General features: G+C 56.3%; 16 protein-coding genes. 2 read left to right on the top strand and 14 right to left on the bottom strand.

Annotation, left to right across the window (positions count from 1 at the left end; genetic code table 11):
- Window positions 1–58: 58 nt before the first annotated feature.
- The 10 genes from M5M_RS14490 to M5M_RS14445 form a co-directional block, all read right to left on the bottom strand.
- Entirely contained in the window at window positions 59–1477 is a 1419-nt protein-coding gene (locus M5M_RS14490) for an FAD-dependent oxidoreductase (protein WP_015048241.1), read from the bottom strand.
- An 18-nt stretch (window positions 1478–1495) separates the two neighbouring features.
- Window positions 1496–5944: a glutamate synthase large subunit gene (gltB, locus tag M5M_RS14485; protein ID WP_015048240.1), complete on the bottom strand. Its 4449-nt coding sequence runs from the start codon at window positions 5942–5944 to the stop codon at window positions 1496–1498.
- 377 nt (window positions 5945–6321) lie between these two features.
- Window positions 6322–7824 carry an SPOR domain-containing protein gene (locus M5M_RS14480; protein ID WP_016389627.1) on the bottom strand — a complete coding sequence of 501 codons (1503 nt, stop codon included), beginning with the start codon at window positions 7822–7824 and terminating at the stop codon, window positions 6322–6324.
- A 40-nt stretch (window positions 7825–7864) separates the two neighbouring features.
- Window positions 7865–8965: a 3-dehydroquinate synthase gene (gene aroB / locus M5M_RS14475; protein ID WP_015048238.1), complete on the bottom strand. Its 1101-nt coding sequence runs from the start codon at window positions 8963–8965 to the stop codon at window positions 7865–7867.
- Between the two features lie 59 nt (window positions 8966–9024).
- The gene (locus M5M_RS14470; protein ID WP_015048237.1) at window positions 9025–9537 is read right to left on the bottom strand and encodes a shikimate kinase; all 513 of its coding nucleotides are present in this window, start codon (window positions 9535–9537) and stop codon (window positions 9025–9027) included.
- Complete coding sequence (locus tag M5M_RS14465) at window positions 9534–11705, bottom strand: type IV pilus secretin PilQ (RefSeq protein ID WP_015048236.1); 2172 nt, start codon at window positions 11703–11705, stop codon at window positions 9534–9536. Before M5M_RS14465 ends, M5M_RS14470 begins: the two co-directional genes overlap by 4 nt.
- A 5-nt stretch (window positions 11706–11710) precedes the next feature.
- Window positions 11711–12235, bottom strand: a complete 525-nt coding sequence (locus tag M5M_RS14460) for a pilus assembly protein PilP (protein WP_015048235.1) — start codon at window positions 12233–12235, stop codon at window positions 11711–11713.
- A 2-nt stretch (window positions 12236–12237) separates the two neighbouring features.
- Window positions 12238–12852: a type IV pilus inner membrane component PilO gene (locus M5M_RS14455; RefSeq protein ID WP_016389624.1), complete on the bottom strand. Its 615-nt coding sequence runs from the start codon at window positions 12850–12852 to the stop codon at window positions 12238–12240.
- Window positions 12852–13421 (bottom strand): PilN domain-containing protein, encoded by a 570-nt coding sequence (locus tag M5M_RS14450; RefSeq protein WP_015048233.1) that lies wholly within the window; start codon window positions 13419–13421, stop codon window positions 12852–12854. Before M5M_RS14450 ends, M5M_RS14455 begins: the two co-directional genes overlap by 1 nt.
- Window positions 13421–14491, bottom strand: a complete 1071-nt coding sequence (locus tag M5M_RS14445; protein WP_024330466.1) for a pilus assembly protein PilM — start codon at window positions 14489–14491, stop codon at window positions 13421–13423. The genes M5M_RS14450 and M5M_RS14445 overlap by 1 nt, the downstream gene beginning before the upstream one ends.
- Window positions 14492–14636: 145 nt before the next feature.
- Between M5M_RS14445 and M5M_RS14440 the strand changes: the two genes are divergently transcribed.
- On the top strand, window positions 14637–17156 hold the full coding sequence (locus M5M_RS14440; RefSeq protein ID WP_015048231.1) for a penicillin-binding protein 1A: 2520 nt from the start codon (window positions 14637–14639) through the stop codon (window positions 17154–17156).
- A 36-nt stretch (window positions 17157–17192) separates the two neighbouring features.
- On the opposite strand, the gene M5M_RS14435 is transcribed toward M5M_RS14440, so the two are convergent.
- The 4 genes from M5M_RS14435 to rpmE form a co-directional block, all read right to left on the bottom strand.
- Window positions 17193–18461, bottom strand: a complete 1269-nt coding sequence (locus M5M_RS14435; RefSeq protein ID WP_015048230.1) for a malic enzyme-like NAD(P)-binding protein — start codon at window positions 18459–18461, stop codon at window positions 17193–17195.
- A gap of 150 nt (window positions 18462–18611) precedes the next feature.
- A complete protein-coding gene (locus M5M_RS14430; protein WP_015048229.1) occupies window positions 18612–19292 on the bottom strand; it encodes a thermonuclease family protein in 681 nt (226 codons plus the stop codon).
- A gap of 233 nt (window positions 19293–19525) precedes the next feature.
- Complete coding sequence (locus M5M_RS19675) at window positions 19526–22333, bottom strand: M9 family metallopeptidase (RefSeq protein WP_015048228.1); 2808 nt, start codon at window positions 22331–22333, stop codon at window positions 19526–19528.
- A 309-nt stretch (window positions 22334–22642) separates the two neighbouring features.
- Window positions 22643–22855 carry a 50S ribosomal protein L31 gene (gene rpmE, locus M5M_RS19990; protein WP_015048227.1) on the bottom strand — a complete coding sequence of 71 codons (213 nt, stop codon included), beginning with the start codon at window positions 22853–22855 and terminating at the stop codon, window positions 22643–22645.
- Between the two features lie 149 nt (window positions 22856–23004).
- Here rpmE and M5M_RS14415 point away from each other — a divergent pair, with 149 nt between their 5' ends.
- Window positions 23005–25194 (top strand): primosomal protein N', encoded by a 2190-nt coding sequence (locus M5M_RS14415; RefSeq protein WP_015048226.1) that lies wholly within the window; start codon window positions 23005–23007, stop codon window positions 25192–25194.
- The last annotated feature ends 155 nt before the right edge of the window (window positions 25195–25349 follow it).

Genomic DNA, 25349 nt, shown 5'->3' with positions numbered 1-25349 from the left:
GGGGCAGGACGCCCCGTTGAGCGGCAGGCGTCACCCGGCGTCGGGGCCGGGTAGCGGATCAGACTTCCAGGTAATCCAGAATGCCCTGAGCGGCTTCGCGGCCTTCCCAGATGGCGGTGACCACCAGATCGGAGCCACGCACCATGTCACCACCGGCAAACACCTTGGGGTTGCTGGTCTGGAATTTGAATTCCTGATGCTCCGGCGCTTCTACGCCGCCCCAACTGTTAGTGTTGATGCCGTTCTGCTCGAACCAGGGCGCCGGGCTGGTCTGGAAACCGAAGGCCACCAGTACCGTATCGGCCGGGATGATTTCCTCGGAACCGGGCACCACCTCGGGACGACGGCGACCATTTTCGTCGGGCGCACCCAGTTGCGTGGTGACGACTTTCACACCTTCCACTTTACCGTCGCCAACAATTTCCACCGGCTGGCGGTTGAACTTGAATTTCACGCCTTCCTGCTTGGCGTTGGCCACCTCGCGCTTGGAGCCGGGCATGTTGGCTTCGTCGCGACGGTATGCACAGGTCACACTCGCCGCCTGCTGGCGGATGGAGGTACGGTTACAGTCCATGGCGGTGTCGCCACCACCCAGCACAACCACGCGCTTACCTTCCACGCTGATGAAATCGGCAGGGTCTTTTTCAAAACCCAGGTTGCGGTTTACGTTCGCCACCAGGAATGGCAGAGCATCGAACACGCCGGGCAGATCTTCGCCGGGGAAACCACCTTTCATGTACTTGTAGGTGCCCATGCCCATGAATACCGCATCGTAATCGCGCAGCAGTTCTTCCATGGTGATGTCTTTACCCACTTCAGTATTGAGACGGAATTCCACGCCCATCTCGGTGAAGATTTCGCGCCGGCGCACCAACACGGATTTCTCCAGCTTGAATTCGGGAATACCAAACGTCAGCAAACCGCCGATTTCCGGGTAGCGATCAAACACCACGGGCTTTACGCCATTGCGCACAAGAATATCGGCACAGCCAATACCGGCAGGGCCGGCGCCGATGATGGCGACTTTTTTGTCGGTCCACACTACGTTGGACATGTCCGGCTTCCAGCCCATGGCAAACGCAGTATCGGTAATGTACTTCTCCGCGTTGCCAATGGTCACCGCGCCAAAACCGTCGTTGAGCGTACAGGCGCCTTCACACAAGCGATCCTGCGGGCACACGCGACCACACACTTCAGGCAGTGAGTTGGTCTGGTGGCTCAGCTCGGCGGCTTCAAAAATATTGCCTTCGCTGATCAGCTTCAACCAATTGGGAATGAAATTGTGCACCGGGCACTTCCATTCGCAATAGGGGTTGCCGCATTCCAGGCAGCGGTGGGTCTGCTCTTTGACTTCCTCCTCGGAGAAAGGCTCGTAGATTTCCACAAACTGGTGTTTGCGGACTTTTAACGGCTTCTTCTTGGGATCTTCACGACCCACGTCGAGAAACTGAAAACTGTTGTTCAAGCGTGTGGACATAATCTTTCCTCTGAACCGTTACTGCGGGCTGGCCACGGTTTGCTTGAGCAAACCTTCAAGGTTGGCGGCTTTGGGTTTTACCAGCCAGAATTTGCCGATCAGATCGGTCAGGTTTTCCAGCAGATAGCGACCCCACTCGCTGTCCGTTTCAGCGACGTACTCTTCAATAATCTGTTGCAGGTGCGTTTGGTGTTGCTCCAACTCTTCGTTGTTGATGCGGGTGATTTCCACCAACTCGCGGTTGTAGCGATCGGAAAAAGTCCGCTCCATATCGAGCACATAGGCAAAACCACCGGTCATACCCGCACCGAAGTTCACCCCCACTTTGCCCAACACGGTGACCACACCGCCAGTCATGTATTCACAGCAGTGATCGCCAGCACCTTCCACTACGGCATGGGCACCGGAATTACGCACGGCAAAACGCTCACCGGCCGTGCCCGATGCAAACAGTTTGCCGCCGGTCGCACCGTACAGACAGGTGTTGCCGATGATTGAGGTCTCCTGTGATTTAAAGCCGGAATTTTTCGGCGGGCGAATCACAATCTTGCCGCCGGCCATGCCTTTGCCTACGTAATCGTTGGCATCACCTTCCAGATACAACTCCAGACCGCCGGCGTTCCACACGCCAAAGCTTTGGCCTGCCACACCAGTGAGATTCAGTTTAACCGGCGCGTCATTCATGCCCAGGTTGCCGTGGCGCTTGGCAATTTCGCCGGACAAACGCGCGCCGATGGAACGGTCGCAGTTAGTCACAGTAAAACTGAACTCGCCACCGGATTTTGCTTCGATGGCGGGTAACAGGGTTTTCACCATGGTTTCCGCCAACTGACCTTCATCAAATGGCACATTGCGCGGCTGCTGACAGGTTTGCGGTTTGCTGGCCAGGAAATCATCGGTGTATATCACCGGGCTCAGATCCAATTGACCCTGACGCTTAGTGCGTCCTTCAATGCGCTCCAGCAAATCCACACGGCCCACCAGTTCGTCCAGGCTACGCACACCCAGTCGAGCCATCCATTCGCGGGTTTCTTCCGCCATAAACTTGAAGAAGTTCATGGCCATATCCACGGTGCCGATATAGTGGTCTTTGCGCAGCTTGTCATTCTGGGTCGCCACACCGGTGGCGCAGTTGTTCAGGTGACAAATGCGCAGGTACTTACAGCCCAACGCCACCATAGGCGCGGTACCAAAACCGAAGCTTTCGGCGCCGAGCATAGCCGCTTTCACCACATCCAGACCGGACTTCAGACCGCCATCGGTCTGTACCCGCACCTTGCCGCGCAGATTGTTCGCGCGCAGCATCTGATGAGTTTCAGACAGACCCAGCTCCCAGGGTGAACCGGCGTAGCGGATAGACGTGATAGGACTCGCCGCAGTACCACCGTCGTAACCGGAAATGGTGATCAGGTCGGCATAAGCTTTTGCCACACCCGCAGCAATGGTGCCCACGCCCGGACGCGATACCAGCTTCACGGAAACCAACGCATCCGGATTCACCTGCTTCAGGTCGAAAATCAGTTGCGCCAAGTCTTCGATAGAATAAATATCGTGATGGGGCGGCGGCGAAATCAACGTCACACCCGGCACGGAATAGCGCAGGCGGGCAATCAGTTTATTCACTTTACCACCGGGCAGCTGCCCCCCTTCGCCAGGTTTGGCACCTTGCGCCACTTTAATCTGCAGCACCTCGCCATTCACCAGATACTCCGGCGTCACACCGAAGCGACCCGAGGCCACCTGTTTGATTTTAGAGGTTTTAATGGTGCCGTGACGCGCGGGATCTTCACCGCCTTCACCGGAGTTTGAACGACCACCCAACCGGTTCATGGCTTCCGCAAGCGCCTCGTGCGCTTCCGGTGACAGGGCACCGAGTGACATGGCAGCGGAGTCAAAGCGCTTGACGATCGCCTCCACCGGCTCCACTTCTTCCAGCGGCACCGGCGTGATGCCGTCTTTGATTTTCAGCAAATCGCGCAGCGTCGCTGTAGGCCGGTGATTGACCAGCCCCGCGTAATCGCGCCACACAGAATAATCGCCGGTTTGTACTGCACGCTGCAGGGTTTGCACCACATCCGGGTTAAAGGCGTGATATTCCTGACCGTGCATGTACTTCAACAAGCCGCCGGGCTGGATGGGTTTGCGCGTGGTATTGGCATACTTCAATACCGTGGCGGAATCCGACTGCAGATCATCAAAACCTGCACCAGCAATCCGGCTTGGGGTTTCGGGGAAGCACAGCGCCACCACGTCGGCATCCAATCCGATAATTTCGAACAGAGCCGCACCGCGATAAGACGCGACGGTTGAAATGCCCATCTTGGACAAAATTTTCAGCAAGCCCTTACAAATCGCATTCACATAACGCTTTTGCGCGGCGGCTGCGTCGTCCAGCATTTCACCGGTCTGAATCAGGTGATTGATGATGGAGTAGCTCAGGTAGGGGTGTACCGCTGTTGCCCCGTAACCAATCAAACAGGCAATCTGATGCGAGTCGCGCGCAGTGGCGGTATCCGCCACAATATTGGAGTTACAACGCAAACCGGTTTCCACCAAGCGAGCATGAACCGCGCCCACCGCGAGCAAGGCATGCACTGGCAATTTTTCCGGCTCCACATCGCGATCGGACAGCACGGCAATCACCGTGCCTTCACGCACGGCGGCTTCCACTTCATCACACAGATCCACAATGGCCTGACGCAGGCTCTTTTCGGCTGGATCGTAGTAAAGAGAGAACTTGCGGACGCGGTAGCCCGGCTTGTCGAATTTCAGAATGTAATCGCACTTGGCCCAGGTCAGTACCGGCGAGGACAGAATCAAACGGTCCGCATGATCCTCAACATGTTCGAACACCGATTTTTCGGCACCCAAACAGGTTTCCAGCGACATCACGATGGCTTCGCGCAGGGGATCGATGGGTGGATTAGTCACCTGAGCAAATTGCTGACGGAAAAAGTCGTACAGGCAACGCTGTTTTTCCGACAACACGGCCATTGGCGTGTCATCTCCCATAGAACCAACCGCTTCCTGACCACCCTCGGCCAATGGGCGGATCACCTGATCGCGCTCTTCAAACGTCACCTGGAACAGCTTCTGGTGACGCAGGAACTCGTCCATGGTGAACTGGTTGTCAATGGCCGGGCCATTATAGTCGGCGCGCAAACGGGTGGCGCGCTTGGACAACCATTGCTTGTAGGGCTGCGCATCCTTCAGCATCTTGTCGATGTCGTGGCTGAAATACAGTTTGCCTTCCTGGGTATCAATGGACAGCATCTGGCCCGGACCCAAACGGCCTTTCGCCACCACATCTTCAGGCTTGTAGCCGTGCACACCCACCTCGGACGCCACCGTGATGAAATCATCCTTGGTGATCACGTAACGGGAAGGACGCAAACCGTTGCGGTCGAGCGTACATACGGCGTAGCGGCCGTCGGTAATCACTAGGCCGGCGGGACCATCCCAGGGCTCCATGTGCATGGAATTGTATTCGTAAAAAGCCCGCAGATCCGGGTCCATGTCTTCCACGTTCTGCCAGGCAGGCGGCACCAGCATGCGGATGGCACGGTGCAATTCCATACCCCCGGCCAACAGCACTTCGAGCATGTTATCCAGACTGGATGAATCTGAGCCGGTGCGGTTTACCAGCGGGGTGATGTCTTCCAGATTGGGCAGCAAATCGGTTTTGAATTTGGGCGTGCGCGCCACTGACCAATTACGGTTGCCGGTAATGGTGTTGATTTCGCCGTTGTGTGCCAGCAGGCGGAACGGCTGCGCCAATGGCCAGCGCGGCATGGTGTTAGTGGAAAAACGCTGGTGGAATACACAAATGGCGGTTTCGAGACGCTGGTCGGCCAGGTCAAGAAAATAACGCGGCAGGTCCACCGGCATCATCAGGCCTTTGAAAGACATGACTTTGGCATTCAGGCTGGCTACGTAAAAGGTTGCATCGGCCGCCAGGCGCTTTTCGGCCTTACGGCGCGCCATAAACAGGCGGGCGTTCAGCTGCTCATCGGTCAGCCCTTTGCAATTCACGAAGACATTATAAAAGGACGGTACCGACTCCAGTGCAATGGGGCCCAAGCAGGCATTATCCGTGGGCATCGCCCGCCAGCCGGCAACCGTCAGCCCCTGCGCTTCAATCTCTTCGTTCACCTGTTGCTGCTGGGATTGCGCCACCACCGCATCAGTAGATAGCATCATCACGCCCACGCCATAGACGTCGGTGAGCGCAGCACAGCCGGCTTCAGCGGCCACTGCACGCAGGAAGCTGTCGGGCTTTTGCAATAACAAGCCGCAGCCGTCACCGGTCTTGCCATCCGCTGCAATACCACCGCGGTGGGTCATACAGGTGAGGGCCTCAATGGCGGTGGTCAGCAGGCGATGGCTGGGTTCCCCTTTCAGATGGGCGATCAGACCAAAGCCGCAGTTGTCTTTGAACTCGTCTAATCGATACAGGCCTGTGCTCATAAGCAATCCTTCAACTTCGTGATGTCTCAGTGGCTGCGGCTCACTCAACCCATCCACAAACTTCAGGGCGCACTTGGCACCGCAAGGTATACCCTGCAGGTGCTGGAAACACGCGTTGAAAGCAGTGGTGCCGGGACACACTGTGTCACCCGGCGGGGAGTTGTTGCGCAATATTTTTTATTCGCAACCGCACATAAAGAGGATATAACTTTCGAAAAAAGGTTCCTCTAACCTCACTCGTCCCCTTCGCGCAGTATTTTCTGCGGTTTTGTGGGCAAATGGGCGCAGAATATTACCTGCAATAGCAGGTTCACGCAAGCAAGGCTGCGCAACAAATAACGCAACAAATTCGGTTAAGTTTATATTTATTGCGCACGCTAGGATTCGGACCGGATTTGCTGCTGTACCTCTGCCACGGCGCGGGGCCAAGGACCACTATCGCGGATTTTTTTTGGCAATTTCTGGATTGCGGCGCGGGCGGCCGGCAGACTGGCAAAATCTGGCTGGACCACCACAAACCAGGGCTTACCTGCCCGCTCACTGCGATACACCCGTAAACCAAGACCGCGGTTTTCCGTTACAAATTGCGCCACGCCCGATTCAGACGCAGCACCCAGAACCTGTATCACGTAGCGATCCGGCGCCAACGCCAACAAGGCCCGCTCATCAGCGGTATGTTCGACTGTTGAAGACAATGCAGGTGTAGCCTTTTCTGCAACGGGGGTGGCTTCCGGCGCTGGTTCCGCGTGCGGCATACCGCCAGTGCGACTCAACGGGTCCCTGATAGTTTCGGGTGCTGGCTCCGGGGTGTCTGACTGCACCGGGTCCGGTGCCAAGCTCACCAAAGAGGGCTGATCGGGAGCGGCGGCGACAGCTGGCGTGGGCACTGCGGCTGGTTCCGCGTGGACGAGTGCTCGATCTGGTTCAACCTCCACCACATTGGCCGCTGGCGGTAATGTGAGAGTAACGGGCGCGGGTGCTTCTGCATTGCCTTGCCACAGCCAAGCACCGGCCAACACCGACAGCAATAGGGCCAGAGCACCCAAGTGCAGCCACGGCAGAGCCGACTCCGTGCCGGATTCCTGCTGGGATATTTTTTCCGCCATTCGCTGCTCAGCCAACCGGTGCAGCTGATGCAAGTCGCCACCACTATCCAGCCACAATTGCTCTTCTTCGCTCTCTTCAAACAAAGGCGCGTCGTCGTAGCCAACTTCCGACAGGCGGAACGCCAGATAGTCGCTGACAAATGATGCGGTGATCGCAGGCAACTTAAACACTTGCATAGACTGCAACAGACTGGCGTCCCATTGACTGATACGAGCCTCCCACCCCTCGTCAGCCACCATCAGCAAGTGCCAACAGTTAGTCTCACTGTCTGCGCTCACCAAACGGATAATCTGCTGCGCAGCATCCGGCGCCAGCTCGTGCGCGTCGTCCAGCAGTATAAATACCTGCAAATTGCCTTCGCTGAACTCTGCCCATTCGTTGAGCTTGGTCCACAGCACAGGTAAAGGCATGGCTTTATCAACAGCCAATCCAATGTGCTGCGCCAGCTGGAATAATAAACCGGAAGCGCTGGTGTAACAGGATACCGACGGTACGAAGCAGTGATCTTCGCCGGCCAGGTCAGTGGCCAAGGTAGTAATGAGAGACGTTTTACCACACCCGATCGGACCGGTGGCCAAGGTAGGGGCATCAGAAAAATGGAGTAAATGAAGGAGTTGATCCTTGAGATTCTGTCGACCATGCCCCGGATAAAACCGATTGACCTGATCACTGAATGGCAAACCGCTGAGGCCAAAACGGTCCTCATAATCCGGCAACACCGGAGCTCCGATGGTCGGCTCGCGAGCAAAGCCCCTGTCTACCCCTTCCCCCATGTTGCGCATCCCTGTAGCGGTTTAGATCAGACTACCGCCTTTAACCGGGACCAACAAGCCCCTTGGCAATCGACTTTACCAGCACGTCCTGCACCAATGCTACGGGCACGTCACTGGTAGTGAACGCTTGCCCCAAACGGCGGAGCAGAACAAAGCGCAAGCGGCCATCCAACACTTTTTTATCAACCGCCATATGCTCCAGAAACTGATCGACGGTCATACTGGCTGGTGCGGCAGTAGGCAGTGACGCCGCAGCTAACAGCCTGTGGACACGAGCTAAGTCAGTGTCGGAAATCCAGCCCGACCGGTGCGATACTTCAGCCGCAATTGCCATACCCGCGCCCACAGCCTCGCCATGCAACCATTGACCGTAACCCATCTGCGTTTCAATGGCATGACCAAAGGTGTGCCCCAGATTCAGCAGAGCGCGCACATCGCCTTCCCGCTCATCCTGTGCGACGATCCTGGCCTTATTCTCACAGGAGCGGTAAATCGCATAGGCCAAAGCCGATGGTTCAAGGGCCATTAACGCAGCCATGTTGGACTCGAGCCAATCGATAAAAGGCGCATCGCCCAGCAAGCCGTATTTAATGACCTCTGCCATGCCGGCGGAGATTTCGCGCGCGGGCAAAGTTGAAAGCACCTGGGTATCAATAACCACGGCTTTGGGCTGGTAAAAGGCGCCAATCATATTCTTGCCAAGCGGATGATTGATACCGGTTTTGCCACCTACCGATGAATCCACCTGCGACAGCAATGTGGTGGGCACCTGAATAAAATCCACGCCGCGTTGATAACACGCGGCGGCGAAACCGGTCATGTCGCCAATAACACCACCACCCAAGGCAATCAGGGTGGTTTTGCGATTGTGCTTCTTTGCCAGTAAATGATCGAAAATCAGATTCAGCGTGCCGAAATGCTTGTGAGCTTCACCATCAGGCAGAATTACAGCCGTAACCTTCTTGCCTTCGAGCACCTTTTGTACGCGGGATAGGTAAAGCGGCGCCAGGGTATCATTGGTCACAATGCATACCTGCTCGCCGGCTATGTAGGGAAGATAGGACGGAGTGGCGTCCAGGCAGCCTTCACCAATAAAGATCGGATAGCTTCGATCGCCCAGGTCTACCGTTAACTGCTGCATAGCCGCTCCGCACCGTTTGTTGTTCGGGCCGGAAAGATAGCAGATTTACGCCACAAAAATCAGCTATTACGCACCAATTCAGCCATTTCTTGCGCGACTTGCCGCGGCGGCCTGCGATTGGTATCGATCACATGGGTCGCCACTTCTCGGTACAAGGGCTCTCGCAGTGCGATCAATTCCCGGATACGTGCTTCCGGATCTGCCACCTGGAGCAGGGGGCGCCGCTTGTCCTTGGCTGTTCGTTCAAGCAGCTGCTCTATCGACGCGGTAAGGAAAAATACAATGCCCGAGACTTTCAGACACTCGCGATTTTCCTCACGCATAATAATGCCGCCGCCGGTGGCAATCACCTGCTGTCCCTGCGTTGCAATATCAGCCAGAATCGCCACTTCCCGATCGCGAAACCCCGCCTCGCCTTCAACGTCAAATATCCATGGGATATCGGCACCTGTGCGATCTTCGATTTCTCGGTCAGTGTCTTTGAAGGGATAACCCAGTTGCTGGGCGAGAAGCTTACCTATAGTGGTCTTGCCGGCCCCCATGGGGCCGACAAGAAAAACGGGACGACTCATTGAGTGAAACTGTCAGACATAATTCTCGGCGTAATGAAGATCAGCAACTCGGTTTTGCTGTCGCGTGTCACGTCCTGGCGGAAAGCGCGGCCAAGGTAGGGAATATCACCCAGGAACGGCACCTTGGTTTCGCCCTTGATCTGTTCAGTTTCAAATATGCCGCCCAGCACAATGGTTTCACCGTCTGCAGCCAGCACCTTGGTTTCCAATTGGGTCACATCAATTGACGGGATACCAGTCGGGGTGATTTCACCCACGTTATCTTTGTGAATAGCCAGTTCCATAATAATGCGGTTATCCGGTGTGATCTGGGGTGTCACGTCCAGTTTCAGCACAGCTTCCTTAAAAGCAGTCGTCGTCGCACCAGATGATGACGCTTCCTGATAGGGGATTTCAGTACCCGACAAGATCGTCGCTTTCTGTTTGTCACCGGTAATCACTTTTGGTTGGGACACTACCTCAGCGTGACCTGAATCTTCCAGAGCGGACAACTCCAGCGCGAGATAAGTATTGTCATCAACGAAGGCTGCAGTGATAGCGCCGGCTGGATTTTGCACACCCAGATCGACCATCATCGAGCGAGATAGGTCAAACTCGATCCTTCCGTTTTCATCTTCATCGTAATCCAGCGTTTCGAGCTCACCAGTCAAGCGTGACTGCCCGTCACCTGCGGCTCCAAATTTGAGACCACCCCAGCGAACACCAATTTCTTCGCGGAAATCCGAATTGGCAATCACGATCCTGGCTTCGATCAGAACCTGACGAATTGGAATGTCAATTTCTGCAATTACGCGTTTGAATTCAGAAATTTTTTCTTCGGTGTCGGTCAATATAATAGAGTTTGTGCGCTCATCGACAATTGCCCGACCCCGCTCCGACAACAAAGAGCCTGTTGAATTCCGATCATCGTTGGTAAAACCACCAAAATCACGCCCATTATTGCCGCTATCTCTACGCCCTTTGAAGAGCTCAAACAATTCTGCCGCGTTGGCGTAACGAACGCGGATATATTCAGTTCTCAGTGGGGCCAGTTCTTCCAGCTGCTTCTTGGTCTCAAGCTCCTGGCGCTCCCGTTCAGCGATCTCAGCCGCAGGAGCCACCATTAACACATTACCAACCTGGCGCTTATCCAAGCCCTTGGTCTTCAATACCAGATCCAATGCCTGATCCCATGGCACATTATCCAGACGCAAAGTAATACGACCACTAACCGTATCGGAAGCAACCAGGTTTAATTCGGTAAAGTCGGCAATCAACTGCAGCACCGACCGCACTTCAATATCCTGGAAATTCAAAGACAGCTTATCGCCCACAAACGCAAACCGCGCATTCTTCTCTTCTTTCTCTGCAGCCGTCAGAGGCTTAAGGCTGACTACATAATTGTTGTCCGCTTGGTACGCGATATAGTCAAACTGCCCGGGTGCAGCCACATCTACCACGGTGTTTTTACCATCGAAGTCCATGTTGACAGTGGAAACCGGAGTGGCAAAGTCGGTGACATCCAAACGGCGACGCAGGTCCTGCTCAAGGAATGTGTTGATAAATGTGACGCGTACGCCACTACTGGTTTCATCCACATCCACTTCCAAATGCGAATCCGACAGGGTGAACATCAATTCGCCCGCACCCTGTGGGTTGCGCTTGAAATCCACGTCTGCGACTTGTACGCGATTATTGGTTGCACTGGCCGTTTTACTACCGGTTGCAGCTTGGGCTGCTACCGCAGAGCCACGAGTCGCACTGCTTTTCGCCAGGTAATCATCAACGTTGGTGCCACCCACCTCAATCACATAGGACGAGCCATCTACTCTCGTGCTATAGGGTTGCAGCTCATCGAGGGACAAAATCAGCCGGGTGCGACCACCAGCGCTGACAACCGCAGCATTGTTAGCGTTTTCAAAAGACAGGGCGTACTTCTTCTCTTTCAGCGTATTCGCCGTGTCCGGAAAATCCAGCACGATACGCGCTGGCTTATCGATGGTATAGCCATCCGGCTTTTCCGGTGCTGAGTCGAATTTAAGATGTACTTCAAAGCGCTGACCAGGCAACTCAGCGAATTTAATATCCTGCAGGGTCGCAGCCAAGGAAGCAAAGGGTGCAGCAACAAGCGTAGCCGCTGCAACCATCTTGCTCATCGACAAGGCAAGTGATTTTCTTATGCTGTTCATGGTTGCTATTCCTTTTCCTCAATGCGTAAGCTACGGGGTCTTTCAACCCAACCATCTAAACCGTCTGAAATTATTTCGATAAACTCTAATTGGGTCTGTGCCACAGTGATCACCTTGCCATGATTACGGCCCAGATAATTACCCTGACGAACGCGGTGAACGCCACCTTGACCATCTGAGACAAGCCCCCACAGTACGCCATCCTTTTTAATGGTACCGACCATCGAAAGCGCCCCAACAGGAAAGTTTTCCAAATGCTCACGCTCACGATTGAAGTCTGGCTGAATAGTCTTTCCGGCAGCTCTCAACAGTTGTTGAAGTTCAACAACAGGCCGGTCAAAAGGACTCCGTTTCAGCATGGCGCTGTAGCTGAAAGATTCGTACGGGCGGAATGCGGGCACGGGGTCAATTGGCCCGGCGGGACGCTGTTTCACTGACTGAACATATGCCGTCAAATCGGAATCAGGAGCCCCGTAATTACACCCGGTGGCCATTAAGCCAAACAGGCTGGCTGCAATAAGTTTTTTCATGCCTATTGCGCCTCCGTTGATTTATAACGATAGGTTTTGGCTGAAATCACCATATCCAGCTGCGTTCCCTCTTTATTGGGTGCGATCGAATAATCGTGCAAAGTCACAATTCGCGGCATACTGGCGATACCAGATACAAAAGTACCAAAATCGTGATAGCCGCCCTGCACCTCAATCTTGATCGGCAACTCGATATAAAATTCAGCAGCTTTTTCTGGCTCCAGCTTTATACTGCCAATCGACAGACCGCTTCCCGCACCCTTGTCATCGATATCTTCCAACAGACCAGGCACCTCTGTGTCACTAGGCAACTGAGCCACCAAAGCAGCCATCAACTGCTCCATCTCAACCATCTGTTGACGATAAGCCTCCAAATTTGCCGCCTGCTCACTTTTATCCTCAAAGGATTTCTTCAGTGAGGTCTCTTGCTGAACCACCGATTGCAGCTGAACTTCGAGATCACTCACCATCAGAAAATAAGTAGCAACCAAAATCGCGATCGCCAACAACAAAGATAAAAATACTTTAACCCAGACAGGCCAAACACCAACCTTATCCCAATCCACCTCGGACAGGTCAAAGTTCTGGATTTGTTCTAACGTATCTGCAAAAGCCATTACTTGTTGCCCTCTGCCTTATGGGATTCAGGCACCGTTGACACCACACTCATACTGAATTTATTTGCGAGCTCCCCATAGTCGGCAGCGGCCTCCACAGAGGTCAGATTTGGTGAAGTAAACCAATCCGATTCATCCAAATTACGCATGAGTGAAGACACCCGGTTATTGGACTCAGCAATGCCCGTCAAACTGATACGGTCGCCCTCGCGCTTAAGCTCCAGCAAAAACACGCCATCAGGAATCGCCCGCGCCATTTCGTCAAAGTAGCGCACAATAACCGGGCGAGTGCCCTGCAAGCCTTGGATAATCCGCATACGATCCAAAAGCTCGGTTTTACGTTTCCGAAGCTCGCGAATTTCGGCCACTTGTTTTTCCAGCTGCTGAATTTCACGCTGCAATAAAGCATTTCGTTGATTCTGGTGCTCGATCGCGTTTTGGACCGACGTCACCCATAGGTAGGCCACCGCCGCGGTAATGACAAAAACACCGCCTAAAACGGTGAAGAATTCTTGTTTTTTCTCCTGGCGGTATTGATCGCGCCAGGGCAATAGGTTTATGCGTGCCATCAGTCGTCAAAGCTCCTCATAGCCAATCCGGTGGCAATCATGAGCGACGGCGCATCAGAGGCCAGCGCTACTGCATTCACTCGGGGCGAGACAGACATGCTCGCAAAGGGGTTGGCAATACTGGTTTGCGTGCCCAGTTTTTCTTCAATCAGATCCGCAAGGCCTTCCATTGCGGCGACACCACCGGCGAGGACAATGTGGTCCACATCGTTGTATTGACTGGAAGAAAAGAAGAACTGCAAAGAACGGGTTACTTGCTGCACCACACTTTCTTTGAACTGCAACAAGACGTCGGTTTCGTAGTCATCGGGCAGACCGCCCTGCTTCTTGGCAAGACCAGCCTCTTCAGCCGACAAACCATAACGGCGCTGGATTTCCTCGGTCAGCTGCTTGCCGCCGAATAGTTGCTCGCGGGTGTAAATGGTTTTGCCTTCCAACAGCACGCTGAGCGTGGTCATGGTGGCGCCAATATCCACGATCGCTACCACCTGATCGGAATCGTCTTCGAGCTGGCGCGCTACCAACGAGAAGGCCCGCTCCATGGTATAGGCTTCAACGTCAACCACCTTGGGTGTCAAACCGGCCTGCTCCAGCACTTCTGTCCGAAGATCTACGTTCTCACGTCGACAGGCCGCCAACAGCACCTCCACCTGGTCGGGGTTGCGGGGCGATGGGCCCTGAACCTCGAAATCGATGGCGACTTCTTCCAATGGATACGGAATATACTGATCCGCTTCCAGCGAGATCTGGGATTCCATGGCATCGTCTGACAATCCACCCGGCATTTCGATCAACTTGGTGATCACTGCAGAGCCCGCCACGGCTACAGCCGCGTTCTGGGTCTTGCATTTCGCCTGCTGGACGACCTTCTTGACCACGTCGGCCACCACTTCCACATCGGCAATATTCTTCTCCGATACGGCGTTTGGCGGCAGGGCCCGGACGGCGTAACTTTCAACACGGTAGCGCTCGCCCTGGCGGGACAACTCAAGCAGCTTGACGGACGTGGAGCTGATATCCAGTCCGATCACCGGTTTTGTCTTTTTCTCGAGAAATCCCAAAATCCCCATTTTTCTATCTATTTCCGTAACTTACAGTCAAGTTATGTTATAGCACTTTAAGTTAAGCCTGCAACAATAGTCGCAATATGTAAAGCCCGGAAAAGCCCGTATAATGGCCGCCTCACAGTTGGAACCACCTAAGCTACTAATTCCTATGGAAAAATTACCTAAGAAGTACCGCTGGTTGCGGGTTATGGGCTGGCTCACGCTGACCGGAATCAGCGCTGTTGCCCTATCTGCCGGGGGGCTCTACCTGTATCTCAACCCTAAATTGCCCTCTGTGGAGACGCTTAAACAGGTGCGTCTCCAAACCCCACTGCGCGTGTATTCGGCCGATGGAAAGCTGATTGGCGAGTTCGGAGAGAAACGACGCAGCCCTATCCGCTACGACCAGATCCCTCAGGCATACATTGACGCCATACTTGCGGCTGAGGACGACCAATTCTACAAACATCACGGCGTCTCCATTAAAGGACTTTTGCGAGCAGCTTCACAAATATTGCAAACAGGCCAGATTCAGGGCGGCGGCAGCACCATCACCATGCAGGTGGCGCGCAATTTTTTCCTGACTTTTGATCAGACCTTTTTGCGCAAAGCCAACGAAATTCTGTTGGCGATCAAAATTGAGACTGAACTCACAAAAGAAGAAATTTTAGAACTCTACGTCAATAAAATTTACCAAGGCAATCGCGCCTACGGCATCGAGGCGGCTGCACAGGTCTACTACGGCAAAAGCATAGACCAATTAACCTTGCCGCAACTGGCAATGATTGCCGGTTTGCCAAAAGCACCTTCGCGCTATAACCCCATTGCCAACCCCCCGCGCGCCACCACCCGCCGCAATTGGATTCTTGGGCGGATGCTGGAACTGGGCAAAATAACTCAGTCTCAATACGACGAAGCCGTAGCCGCTCCCTTGACCGCCCGCTTTCACGAGTTCGCGCTGGACCTGAGTTCACCCTATGTGGCAGAAATGGCGCGCCAGCAAGTATTGGAATTCTATGGTGAAGACGCCTACAACGATGGTTTGCGCGTATACACCACCATTGATACCCGCCTGCAAGCCACCGCCCAGCAAGCAGTGATCAATGGTCTGCTGACCTATGACCGCCGCCACGGCTATCGCGGTCCGGAAAAAAACCTGCGCCAATCGGGCCTGCCTGAAGATGAACAACGCTCCCGCTATCTGGACGAGCTGGTGCGGCAGCCCGATCTGGGCGGATTGGAGCCTGCGGTGGTGATTCAGATAAACGAACAAAGCGTGGATGTGCTGCGCGACAACAACCAGACCGTCACTATCGCATGGGAGCAGGGGCTGGCCGATGCCAAGCGATACATCAATGAAGACCGCGTAGGCAGCCCGCCGCAAACTGCCGGGGAAGTACTTAAAGAAGGCGATTTAATTCGCATTCAATCTAAAGACAACCAGTGGTGGCTCGCCCAGATCCCCGTTGCCCAGGCATCATTAGTGGCACTGGATCCAGAAGATGGCGCCATCCGGTCGCTGGTCGGCGGATTTGATTTCCGCCAAAGCCATTTTAATCGCGTGGTGCAAGCCGAGCGGCAGCCCGGCTCCAGTTTCAAACCCTTTATTTATACGGCAGCGCTCGAAAACGGCTTTACGCCCGCATCGCTCATTAACGATGCGCCGATCGTATTCGAAGACGCCAGTCTCGAAGGCACCTGGCGTCCGGAAAACGACGGCGGCCAGTTTCTTGGCCCGATCCGCATGCGACAAGCGCTGTACCAATCGCGCAACCTGGTCTCCATCCGTATTCTGCGCTCCATGGGCATCAATAACACCATTGAGCAGCTGAGTCGCTTTGGCTTCGACACCAGCAAGCTGCCCAGGGACCTATCCCTTGCGCTGGGCAGCCATGCATTGACGCCGCTGCAGATTGCCACCGGTTACGCGGTATTTGCCAACGGCGGCTTCCGCGTTTCGCCCTATCTGGTGAGCCACATCACCGATGTCAATGGTGAGCTGCTGTTCGAGGAAAACCCGTTGCGCGCCTGCCGTCAGTGCCCGGAGCGGCTGGCACAAGAGCAGCCAAAAATAGAACAACCGCTCGCCGACACTCCTTTGGATGAAGCCGATAACCTCGAGGCGCTGCTGGCCCAGACGCCGGAGCCCGCACCCGAAGAAACCGACGCTGGTGAAGCACCGATCCGGCTGGCCGATCGCGTCCTGAATGAACGCGACGCCTACCTGATCGACTCGATGCTGCGCGACGTGGTGAAAAAAGGCACCGGCCGCAAAGCCATGGCGCTGGGCCGGGATGACCTGGCCGGCAAGACCGGCACCACCAACGGGCCGCGCGATGCCTGGTTCTCAGGTTACAACCATAAGCTGGTGGCCACTGCCTGGCTTGGCTTTGATCAGAATTACCTGCTCGGCCGGCGCGAATTCGGCGGCACGGCCGCACTGCCCATCTGGATCGATTTCATGGCGGAAGCCTTGAAGGGCATTCCGGAGCAACACCGGCGCCAGCCCGACGGCATCATTACAGTGCGCATCGACCCCAAAACCGGCAAGCGCGCGCAACCCGGCAGCCAGGGTGCCCTGTTCGAAATTTTCAAAGCAGAAAATGCGCCGCAGGAAACCGATACCATTCACGGCCTGCAGCAATCGTCAGAAGACAGCGAAGAAACCCTGCCGGAAGAGTTGTTCTGAGTGGAAACCCCCTGCGCCATAGCGCAGGGGCATCACTCACAGTTTTATATCCGCCAACCCCGCCAACGGGTAGTGATCGGGGAATGGCAGATGCGCCACTCCGGTGTCCACTGCCGCCTGCGCAACCGCCGCGGCGACCCGGCCGAGCAACCGCTCGTCAGTGGGTTTAGGCAGGATATAGTCGCGCCCGAATTGTAAATCCACACCGCCGTAGGCACGCCGTACGGCGTCGGTCACCGGCTCCTTCGCAATCGCGCGAATCGCCTCCACCGCGGCCAGCTTCATGTCCTCGTTGATGATGGTGGCACGCACATCCAGTGCACCACGGAACAAGAACGGGAAACACAGCACATTGTTCACCTGGTTCGGAAAATCCGAGCGGCCGGTGGCCATGATCAGATCATCCCGCACACTGTGCGCCAGCGCAGGATCGATTTCCGGATCGGGATTCGAACAGGCAAACACCACCGGGTTGACCGCCATCCGGGAAAGCTGCGCCGCGTTTAACAGATTAGGTCCCGACACCCCCAAAAACGCATCGGCGCCCTCGATTGCATCATCCAGCGTGCGCGCCGACGTGGGCGTGGCGAACAAGGCCTTGTATTGGTTGAGATCGGTGCGACCACTGTGGATCACGCCTTTGCTGTCGAGCATGGTGATGTGTTCCGGCTGGGCGCCGGCCGCCATCATCAATTTACAGCAGGCCGTGGCGGCAGCACCGGCTCCCAGGCACACAATACGTGCATCCTCGATGGATTTACCCTGAATTTCCAGCGCATTCAACATACCGGCCACTGTCACAATCGCCGTGCCGTGCTGATCATCATGGAATACCGGAATATCGCAGCGCGCTTTCAACTGGTTTTCAATCTCAAAACATTCGGGCGCTTTAATGTCTTCCAGATTGATACCACCAAAGGTAATCGCGATGCTGGCAACCGTTTCAATAAACTGCGCCGGCGATTCCGATTCAACCTCAATATCAATGGAGTTAATGCCAGCAAAGCGCTTGAACAAAAGCCCCTTGCCCTCCATCACGGGTTTTGACGCCAATGGCCCGAGGTTACCCAACCCCAGGATGGCGCTGCCATCGGAAATCACTGCCACTAAATTGCCTTTGCCGGTATAGCGATAGGCCAGTTCCGGATCGCGCGCGATTTCGCGCACGGGCTCTGCCACACCGGGGCTGTAGGCGAGGGATAAATCTTCCTGCGTTTCAGCAGGGGTGGATAACTCGATGCTCAGCTTTCCGGGTACCGGAAAAGCGTGATAATCGAGCGCCGCTTTCTTGCGTGACTCGGACATATAAACGCAACCGCTCTCGTAGTGTTCGGGGATTCTCTGCGGGAATCTCTTTTATTCGTTGGATTAATTCTTATGGTTATGGCCGGGAGCATAGCGCCAGCTACTGTTCCACGACAACCGCGTAATCGCCACTATCCACAGCGAGAATAGTCACTTTTCGGCCAGTTCGCCCATCAGCGGGTGACGCCATTGCAACCGGAACGGTGCGTAACCCTTGGCGGCCAATCGCTTGTCACCGCGCCGGTCCACCACCCAACCCAACAAGGTGAGCTCACGGTTAAGCCAATCACTGTCGGGCAAATCATCAAAATAGCCCTGATCCTGAACGCGGATCTGCACCGCCAGATTCGCCCCCAGATCCAGCCACAGATCGCCATTGCGCGCGCGGTCAACCCGGCTCACCACGCCCGTAACCCGGGCGAATCCGCCCTTGCTCAGACTTTTGGCTTTTATAGGATCAGCAGACCAAACGCCCAGTCCGCGGGCGGCGGCGTGTTTCGCGGCCGCAAATTCGCAGCTTGCCATCCGGGTATTGGGCGGCACCGCTACCGGCCAGGCGAGCCCCGCTTCCAGCAACGCTACACTGAGGCTTGCGCCGTCGGCGTCGGTGATATGGCCCAGGGTGCGGCGGTAGCGATCCTTGTGTTCGGTATCCAATGACAGATACAACGCACGGTCTTTAGACCAGCGCCGGGCAAAATCCGTGGCTGCACGCGCATGCGGTTCATCCGGTTTACCGTCGCGTCCCATTTCGGGCGCATTCACGCCAATTAAACGCAAACGCTGGCCATTGCCAAGCTTGAAGGTATCGGCGTCGTAAACATGGGTCACGGAAACCGGGTTTCGTTCGAGCGCCTTAAACGTATAGGTGCAGGCCTCGGCCCAGAGCGGTGACGCTAAACAAACGAGAACAACAAAAATGAAAAGACGGCAGCAAAAATTCGACACGATCGCTTAACTCACCAAATCCTGCTGCCAATGTGCCCGAAACTCAAACGCAATAAAAGATGGGGTCTGGCCCCTTGGTGCTTTAGCACCAAGGGGCCAGACCCCGATTGTCGAGATTAATCGTGAGTGGCTAACAGTTTTACGCCGGTGAAGGGCTCATAGGCTTTCAGCATGATGTAGTAGTAGCCGCCGGTTTGTGGCGCCGCGATGGAGACGGTTTCCGCATTGCCGGTCTGATAGGGGCGGTAATCCCAGGTACTTTCCGTTGGCCATTGACCAAAGCGAACATAGAGATCGGCATCACCCGTGCCGCCACTGGTGGCAATTTTCAGATTGCTCGCGCCCGCCGGTATCCAGATGGCGTAGTAGCGTGCATCGGTGCCATCAATGCCTTGCTTGGCCCACCCGTTGTAGAGATTTTGCTGAGCGGGGTCAGTAGCGCCCTCAGGCTCGGTGGGATCGGGCGTGGGCGTGCCGGCATCCACATTGAACTCGGCCAGCAGATTAACACCGGCAAAGGTTTCCGTGGCATAGACCGTGATGTAGTACCAACCGGCCTGCGGGCTTTCGACACGCAGCTTTTCCGCATTGCCGGCCACCGCACCTTTAACGTCGTAATTGGTGCGCGATGGATAGCCGCCTGCGCGCAGGTACACATCGGCATCGCCAGTGCCGCCCGAACTGGTCAGCTGCAGACTCTGCGTACCGGCAGGCACCCAGATGGCGTAGTAAGCCGCATAGCTGGACGCAACACCCACCTTGGCGATGCCCGCCTGCATGCGCGATACCGTGGGATCACAGGCTTCAGTGGTGCAATTGCCGCTGCCGGTATCTGGCTCCAGCGGATTCGGATCGGACACATCGGGAATGCCGTCATTGTCGTCGTCGGTGTCGGCATTGTTGCCTATGCCGTCGCCATCGGTATCCAGCCACTCGGTGGGATCGAGCGGGAAGGCATCGCTGGCATCCGGCACGCCGTCGTTGTCGTCATCGGTATCGGCATTGTTGCCAATGCCATCGCCATCGGTATCCAACCATTCGGTGGGATCATTCGGGAAGGCATCGGTGGCGTCGGGGTAGCCGTCACCATCCGCATCACCGCTGGGGTTACCGCCGGTGTCCACGCTGGCGAGCCAGCTGGCAAACTCACTGTCGTAGCTTGTGCCGATGGACGCCATGAAACTGGCATAACCGGTGTAATTGCCGGCGCGGAAATAGCCGAGAATGGTGTCCACTTCAGACCGGTGCCGCTCAAACATAAAACGCACCGCCATGTAGCCGCCGCGATAGATGCGATCGGTGCCGCTGTCGTAAGTGTTGGCGAACAAGCTGCTCAGGCTGTAGCCATTGGCACGAGTGACATCGATGGCCTGTTGGTTGTTGTTGCCCTGCGATACGTATTCCGCGAGGCCCTCAATCCACCAGATGGTGGCTTCGCTGATGGAATCACCGAAGTCGCCGTGCAGATTAAAACGGCCATCCAGGTAATGCACATATTCATGACGCAGATTCCACACCTCGAATTCGGGCCGTTTCCAGCTCGCCTCGTGGGCGATAAACCGGGCCTGGTTGCCGGCCTGAGCGGGATTACCCTCCAGATACATACCGCCGTTGTTGGTATTGATACCAAAGAAGGTGCCGGCGTAGCTGTTGTAGTTGTTGTAATCGTCGAAGATCACCACTTCCAGATCGGTGTTCAGGTCATTCGCCACCGGTTGGTAGTTGGTGGTGAGCATCTGGTGGAACGTCACCTCCTGCTGGGCCATCTGGTTACAGGAATCGGCCAGCTCGGTGCCATTCATTTCCTGCGCCCGGATTTTGATGGTGGATGAGCAGGTGTGATGGATCGACAGAATCTGCGCTTCCAGCTGCTCCTGATAACCGCAAATGCCATAGTCGGCACAATTGTCGTAGTAGTCCGCCATATTGGCCGCCGCCAGCCACACCACGCTGCCGTAACCATCCATGCTGTAACGACTGAAAATGCCCTGCACATAGGGCTTGGCGCGGTCTTTCACCGGGCCGGTAAACAACAGCATCCGGCCCAGTTCAGACGCCACATCTTTCAGCATGTAGTCATCGTCGGTGCCGAGCAGGGATTCGTTATTGCGGATAAAACTGTCCAGGCTATCCACTAACGAGAGCCGGTTGGCCAGCGCCTCGGCATATCCATCGGCCCACTGGCCGCGGTACAGATTGGTGAGCACCGAGGTCATGGCCGCCATCATGGAATAGATACCGGTATGGCCCTGGTCAAAGCGGTTCAGCAGTGACTCGAACAGGCCCAGAAAGCGCGCGTTGTGGCCGGCGCTGTCAATAAGCGTGAGCGCTTCGCGCAACACATCCCCGTGCGCCGCGGTGACGCTCAGGGTATGGGTTGATGCGAAATACACATCCAGTGCCGCGCGGGAGGCGTTGCTCAGTGCCACGCCGTAATCGCCCACGTCAGCCGGGTGATACCACTGCACATAGTAACCGGCGCGCAGGTACATGATCAGGTTCAGGATGTTGCTGTTATTGGTGCCGTCGTAGCTGGCCGCGAGGCTTTGCAACCGGGCCGCCACTGACACCATGTCCGTTTCATTGAACAAGGCGTTCGCGGTTGTGCCGGTGATGGAAAACAGGCCGTTGATGCAACTGAAATCCGCCGCCAGGATCGCATCGGTCAGTGCCTGCCCCGACAGCGGCGCTAACTCCGCCGCTGTACACAAGCTGGCCTGCACTGCCTGCGCCGACGTCAGGCTTCGCATGACGGTATTTCGGGACGCCAGCTGCAAAGGGCTGGCGCCATCGAGTACACGGCTGTTCTGGTGGCGGGAATCCAGCTCGGGATGCCCATGTTCAAGGCCGCTGGCCGCGACCGGTAAAGCGCACAACGCAGACAACAGCGCCGCCGCCAGGGGGGTTGTGGTTAGTTTCTTCATCTTGTTTTGCCCAATTATTGTTATGGATTGGCAGGCGCGATACCCCAGCACCTGAAACAAGATTAGCATACTGTATACAATATATTTAATAACAATTTCACATAAGTGTGATACGGCTGGCGGTTTCTGAATAAGCGGGGTCAGACTCCCTCACTCAAAAGCATCAAGTGAATAAGCGGGGTCAGACTCCCTCACTCAAAAGCATCAAGGGGTCTGACCCCTTGGTACTTTGGTGAATGGGTGAGGGCTCAAACGGCAGGCATAAAAAAAGCCGCGACTGGCGCGGCTTTTTTGGCAGGGGCTGAGCAATTACTTGCTGGTGCGGCCCGCGAAGCGCTTCTTGAAGCGGTCGATACGACCACCGGAAGCCACTTCTTTCTGCTTACCCGTGTAGAAAGGGTGGCACTCGGAACATACGTCCACGTGGAAGTCCTGGCCCAGAGTAGAACGGGTTTCGATTTTGTTACCACAGCTGCAGTTAGCAACTACGGCCACGTAATTTGGATGGATATCAGCTTTCATGTTGGCTTTCCCAGTGTGTGCCGCCACCCGATCTTGTGCCGGGCACCGCACAAAGGTTAATGTTAGCGGTTTCAAGGATCGCGCATACTACCAGAATCCGCCCCCCACACAAGCATTACTGAGTAAAATTTCGGCAGCCCCACCCGCCCATGGATCAGCATTATCTCGTCGCCGTCGCCGTGCCCTGCCCGTTGCGCCGGTCGTTTCACTACAAGGTCGAAAGCACCGAGCCACCCCAGCCCGGGCAGCGGGTGCGGGTGGAATTCCGGCATCAACAGCTCACCGGCGTCATCACAGACTTACCCAAAACTGCCGACGTAGCCCACGACAAGCTCAAACCGGCCGAACTGCTGGACACGGAACCCCTGCTGGATGCCGCCCTGCTGCACCTGTGCCAATGGGCCGCCAACTATTACCAGCACCCCATCGGAGAGGTGCTGGCCGCCGCCATGCCCACCAACCTGCGCGGTGACAGCCAGGCCGGTCTGCCCACCGAAACCCGCTGGCAGCTCACCATTGAAGGCCTGGGTCTGCCCGAAGGTGCTCCCAAAGGGGCGCGCAAGCAAGCCGATCTGCTCACCTTTCTGCGCGCGGGCAGTCGCCGGGCCGAAGACATCAGCGCCGCCGGCTTCAGCAAATCGGTGCTCAACGGCCTGCACGACAAGGGTCTGGTGGAAAGCGTGGACATCGCCGAGCGGCAGACCTTTGATGCCCCGCTGGGCGAACCGCCTTTGACGCTGAACAGCGAACAAACCGCCGCACTCAACGCCGTGCCAGCCACCGGCTTCTGGGTCGGTCTGCTGGAAGGCGTGACCGGCTCGGGCAAAACCGAGGTCTACCTGCAGGCAATCGAAAAACAACTGGCAGCGGGCCGGCAGGCGCTGGTGCTGGTACCGGAAATCGGCCTCACCCCACAAACCGTGCAGCGCTTTGCCAACCGCTTTAAGGTGCCGGTGGGGATGCTGCACTCGGGCGTGGCCGATGGCGGGCGCAGCGAAACCTGGCAACGCGCCCGCGCCGGCCTGGACCGGATCATCATCGGCACCCGCTCGGCCATTTTCACCCCGCTTAAGCACCCCGGCATCATCATCGTGGATGAAGAACACGACGGCTCCTATAAACAGCAGGAAGGCTTCCGCTACTCCGCCCGGGATTTGGCCGTGTACCGCGCGCACCAATTACACATTCCGCTGCTGTTGGGCAGCGCCACGCCGTCGCTGGAAAGCCTGAACAATGCCATCGCCGGCCGCTATCAGCATCTGCACCTGACCCAACGCCCGGCCGGCCGCCAGGCCGCGAACCTGAGTACCCTCGACATCCGCGCCAAGCAATTGCGCGATGGCCTGGCCGAGGCCTCTATCCAGGCCCTGCGCGGCGCCCTGCAGCGGGGCGAACAAGCCATGGTGTTTATCAACCGGCGCGGTTTTGCGCCGGTGCTTATGTGTCACTTCTGCGGCTGGCAATCCAAGTGCCCGCGCTGCGATGCGCGCATGACCCTGCACCGCCAACCCCGCCACCTGCACTGCCACCACTGCGACCTGCAACGGCGGGTGCCAAGCCAGTGCCCCGATTGCAAGGCCCCGGAGCTCACCCCCATGGGCGCCGGCACCGAGCGCACCGAAGAATTCTTAAGCCGGCAATTCCCCGACTACCCGGTGATCCGTATCGACCGCGATGCCACCCGCTCCCAGCGCCAGTTCACTGAAGCCCTGAACGAAATCCACTCCGGCCGGCCCTGCCTGCTGGTGGGCACCCAGATGCTGGCCAAGGGCCACCATTTCCCGCGCGTGTCCACGGTGATTATTGTGGATGCCGATGGCGGTCTGTTTTCGGCCGACTTCCGCGGCACCGAACGCATGGCCCAATTGATTACCCAGGTCGCCGGGCGCGCCGGACGCGAACAATTGCGCGGCCAGGTATTGCTGCAAACCCACAACGGCGACCACCCCTACCTGCAAACCCTGATCCAGCAAGGCTATGCGCCCCTCGCCCGCCTGCTATTAAGTGAGCGCCAACTTACCGGATTACCGCCCAATAGCAGCATGACGTTGCTCAGAGCCGAGTCCAAACGGCCGGAAAACGCCTTGCAATTCCTGCAACAGGCACGGCAATTGGCCGAGCAACTGATGCCCCCCAGCCCGCAGTTCCGCTACCTGGGCCCACTGCCCGCCGCCATGGAAAAACGCCAGGACCGCTTCCGCTTCCTGCTCCAGCTCCAGGCCGACCGCCGCCCCGCCATGCAGCAATTCCTGCCGCGCTGGATTGCTGAACTGGAACAACTGGCCCTGGCCAAACGGGTGCGCTGGTCATTGGATGTGGACCCGCAAGAGACGCAGTAGACAGAACCAGACATGGCTACCGTTCTATGGGTGGTAGGCGATGGGGTAAATTCGGCGGGGTGTCGCCGGCAGGGGTTTTGGCGATTGTCAGCAAAGCGTGCTTTGCAATCGACAAAACGCCCTCAACCTATGGTTGAGGGCTGGTCCCGAAGGGC

Origin of the sequence: Simiduia agarivorans SA1 = DSM 21679 (genome assembly GCF_000305785.2) — a bacterium.
Classification (GTDB): domain Bacteria; phylum Pseudomonadota; class Gammaproteobacteria; order Pseudomonadales; family Cellvibrionaceae; genus Simiduia; species Simiduia agarivorans.
Note: the sequence above shows the minus strand (reverse complement) of the source record. Positions and strands in the feature narration are given on the sequence as shown.

Bases quoted from the DNA above. Each gene is read 5' to 3' on its own strand.
- M5M_RS14490 (WP_015048241.1), bottom strand. From the start codon at position 1,477: ATGTCCACACGCTTGAACAACAGTTTTCAGTTTCTCGACGTGGGTCGT.
- gltB (WP_015048240.1), bottom strand. From the start codon at position 5,944: ATGAGCACAGGCCTGTATCGATTAGACGAGTTCAAAGACAACTGCGGC.
- M5M_RS14480 (WP_016389627.1), bottom strand. From the start codon at position 7,824: ATGGGGGAAGGGGTAGACAGGGGCTTTGCTCGCGAGCCGACCATCGGA.
- aroB (WP_015048238.1), bottom strand. From the start codon at position 8,965: ATGCAGCAGTTAACGGTAGACCTGGGCGATCGAAGCTATCCGATCTTT.
- M5M_RS14470 (WP_015048237.1), bottom strand. From the start codon at position 9,537: ATGAGTCGTCCCGTTTTTCTTGTCGGCCCCATGGGGGCCGGCAAGACC.
- M5M_RS14465 (WP_015048236.1), bottom strand. From the start codon at position 11,705: ATGAACAGCATAAGAAAATCACTTGCCTTGTCGATGAGCAAGATGGTT.
- M5M_RS14460 (WP_015048235.1), bottom strand. From the start codon at position 12,235: ATGAAAAAACTTATTGCAGCCAGCCTGTTTGGCTTAATGGCCACCGGG.
- M5M_RS14455 (WP_016389624.1), bottom strand. From the start codon at position 12,852: ATGGCTTTTGCAGATACGTTAGAACAAATCCAGAACTTTGACCTGTCC.
- M5M_RS14450 (WP_015048233.1), bottom strand. From the start codon at position 13,421: ATGGCACGCATAAACCTATTGCCCTGGCGCGATCAATACCGCCAGGAG.
- M5M_RS14445 (WP_024330466.1), bottom strand. From the start codon at position 14,491: ATGGGGATTTTGGGATTTCTCGAGAAAAAGACAAAACCGGTGATCGGA.
- M5M_RS14440 (WP_015048231.1), top strand. From the start codon at position 14,637: ATGGAAAAATTACCTAAGAAGTACCGCTGGTTGCGGGTTATGGGCTGG.
- M5M_RS14435 (WP_015048230.1), bottom strand. From the start codon at position 18,461: ATGTCCGAGTCACGCAAGAAAGCGGCGCTCGATTATCACGCTTTTCCG.
- M5M_RS19675 (WP_015048228.1), bottom strand. From the start codon at position 22,333: ATGAAGAAACTAACCACAACCCCCCTGGCGGCGGCGCTGTTGTCTGCG.
- rpmE (WP_015048227.1), bottom strand. From the start codon at position 22,855: ATGAAAGCTGATATCCATCCAAATTACGTGGCCGTAGTTGCTAACTGC.
- M5M_RS14415 (WP_015048226.1), top strand. From the start codon at position 23,005: ATGGATCAGCATTATCTCGTCGCCGTCGCCGTGCCCTGCCCGTTGCGC.